The sequence below is a fragment of the Mangrovihabitans endophyticus genome (assembly GCF_014646155.1).
Lineage (GTDB): Bacteria > Actinomycetota > Actinomycetes > Mycobacteriales > Micromonosporaceae > Actinoplanes > Actinoplanes endophyticus.
Genome location: NZ_BMMX01000116.1, coordinates 1 through 1,426, shown reverse-complemented (window position 1 = coordinate 1,426; position 1,426 = coordinate 1). Strand labels below are relative to the sequence as shown.

The 1,426-nt window shown below is 69.0% G+C and carries 1 protein-coding gene; it reads left to right on the top strand.

Annotated elements, in window-relative coordinates:
• Positions 1 to 163 precede the first annotated feature (163 nt).
• Positions 164 to 1,405: an IS701 family transposase gene (locus tag IEY73_RS32615; protein ID WP_189083208.1), complete on the top strand. Its 1,242-nt coding sequence runs from the start codon at positions 164 to 166 to the stop codon at positions 1,403 to 1,405.
• Positions 1,406 to 1,426: the final 21 nt, after the last annotated feature.

Below are 1,426 nucleotides of genomic sequence, written 5' to 3'. Positions count from 1 at the left end.
TCCAGCCGGGGATGTTGACCTTGGCTGGTCGAGTGTCGGGTGGTGAGAAGACGAAGGCAGCCACCGTCGATCATGGACGGTTGTGTGGACTGACCATGACGCAGCGGTGGCTGCCGGATACAGGGTAGACGCCCAGCGGTGGCGGGTGTTGTTCGACGACCTGATACTCACGATCGGGCAGCGTTTCCGCAGGCCGGAGCCCCGGCGGCGGGTGCGTGACTTCGTTCGGGGTCTGCTGGCGCCGCTGCCGCGCAAGAACTGCTGGACGATCGCCGAGCACGCCGGCGACGAGACTCCGGACGGGATGCAGGATCTGTTGACCCGGGTGAAGTGGGACGATGCCGCAGTCCGCGCCGACGTCCGCGAGTTCGTCGGTGAGCAGCTCGGCGATCCCGAAGCGGTGCTGGTCATTGACGAGACCGGCGATCTGAAGAAAGGCCGGCACACCGTCGGTGTGCAACGGCAGTACTCCGGGACCGCCGGGAAGATAGAGAACTGCCAGCTCGCCGTGCATCTGGTCTACGCCACCGAGCATGTCCACGCGATGCTTGATGCGTCCCTCTACCTGCCGAAATCGTGGTGCGACGACCCCGGGCGCCGGGCTGAGGCCGGCGTGCCCGAGCAGGTACGGTTCGCGACCAAGCCGCAGATGGCATCCCGGATGATCGAGGCCGCGGTCACCGCGGGACTGCCGTGTCGGTGGGTCGCCGGCGACGAAGCCTACGGCGGTGACCCACGCCTGGCCACCCGGCTTCGCGTACTGCGGCTGGGCTACGTCCTCGCGGTGGCCTGCTCGCATCAGGTGACCACCGGGCTCGGCGTCTACCGTGCCGACGTGCTGGCCGCGGGCCTGCCCCGTTCCGCGTGGCAGCGCCTGTCCGCCGGCCCCGGCGCGAAGGGCCACCGCTACTACGACTGGTCCTTCACCGCCCTGCCCGCCCATCACGACGCGCACGGCGGGCACCACTGGCTGCTGATCCGCCGCAACCGCACCACCGGCGAACTGGCCTTCTACCGCTGCTGGTCGCCCGGCCCCGTCCCGCTGCGCACCCTGGTCACGGTGGCCGGGCGTCGCTGGAAGATCGAGGAGTCGTTCCAGGCCGCGAAGACCGGCCTCGGCCTCGATCAACACCAGCATCGCCGCTGGACGTCCTGGCATCGCTGGACCACCCTCGCGATCCTCGCCCACGCTTTCCTCGCCGCCGCCACCACGCACCGCGATCAGCCCGACCCGGCCGGGCTGATCCCGCTGACCGTCAACGAGCTACGTCACCTGTTCAACGTCCTGGTCATCGAGCCCATCCGCCGCCACACCGACCCGCTGCTCTGGTCGATCCGCCGACGCCGCCACCAAGCCAGAGCCATGAACAGCCACTACGCCCGACAAGCCCTCATCGAACCGTGATCACGATCCCCGGCTGGAGTA